This window comes from Vibrio sp. 661 (genome assembly GCF_033339315.1).
In the GTDB taxonomy this organism is placed as follows: domain Bacteria; phylum Pseudomonadota; class Gammaproteobacteria; order Enterobacterales; family Vibrionaceae; genus Vibrio; species Vibrio alginolyticus.
In genome coordinates, this window is the sequence record NZ_JAWOUJ010000108.1 from 1 (window position 1) to 1,147 (window position 1,147).

The following is a 1,147-nucleotide window of genomic DNA, read 5'->3' on the forward strand; positions in this document are numbered from 1 at the left end:
GATAGGGCGGGTAATGTTCTTTACTAAGTTGCGTCGATGCATCGCATTGGCTAAACAAGCGAACATACGCACGCAGTCCGAGATCTTTGGCTTTTAGCTCTATCGCGCTAATAACTTGCTTGAAGTCACCGCACTTTAGAATCGAGCCCTGCAAATCCATGAACTCGTAGAAGGTACGATCGTTGTTTGCCGCAAGCGACATTAACGTGGTGATCTCTTCTTCAAGCTCTTCAATACGCTGACGCTGGCGATTCATTTGAATATGCACCAACGAAACCGTACCTAAATCCGAATGTGGAAAAGACAGACGATCCACCAGCTCAGGGCGCTCAACAAAAAAGTCAGGGTGATCTTTTAGGTATTCAGCCACCACTTCTGCCGTTAATGCGTCAGCTTCAACTTGAGACAAACCGTTTCCTTTTTCTTTGACTAGCACGACAGTTGACCATCAAATACGTGAGTAGCAGGACCGGTCATAAAGAGTGGTTTGCCCGGGCCTTGCCAAGAAATATGCAGCTCACCACCAGGCAGCGATACTTTCACACTCTCATCCAAAAGTCCTTGCAAAATACCCACAGCCACCGCGCCACATGCACCGCTACCACAAGCTTGTGTTTCACCTGCGCCGCGCTCGTAAACTCGAAGACGAATGTGGTCACGACTCACCACTTGCATAAAGCCAGCGTTCACACGTTCAGGGAAGCGTTCGTGTGATTCAAGCAGCGGACCTAGAGTGTCCACATCTGCGGTATCCACGTCATCCACTACTGTCACCACATGCGGGTTACCCATGCTGACGGCGCCACAAAACAGCGTCTTGTCACCCGCGCGCATGATGTAGGTTTTTTCTTTCTGCTTCGCTTTGAACGGAATTTTGTTCGGTTCAAACTCTGGCACACCCATGTTGACCGTCACTTCACCGTCGTCTTCCACATCAAGAATCATCTTACCTTTCTTGGTGCTCACGCTGATGCTGTATTTATTGGTCAACCCTTTCAAACGAACAAAACGCGCGAAACAGCGCGCGCCGTTGCCGCATTGCTCCACTTCACTGCCATCGGCATTAAAAATGCGATAGTGGAAGTCGGTTTCAGGATCATAAGGTGCTTCTACCACAAGCAATTGGTCAAAACCGACGCCAGTGTGA

Annotated in this window: 2 protein-coding genes; both read right to left on the bottom strand. The window is 49.3% G+C overall.

Annotated features, from left to right (window positions below):
• Positions 1 to 436: DUF484 family protein (locus R7P69_RS25035; protein WP_318121801.1), on the bottom strand; the 436-nt coding region annotated here is incomplete at its 3' end.
• Positions 430 to 1,147 (bottom strand): diaminopimelate epimerase (dapF, locus tag R7P69_RS25040; RefSeq protein WP_318121802.1); only part of this gene is annotated, 718 nt, incomplete at its 5' end. The genes dapF and R7P69_RS25035, both read right to left, overlap by 7 nt.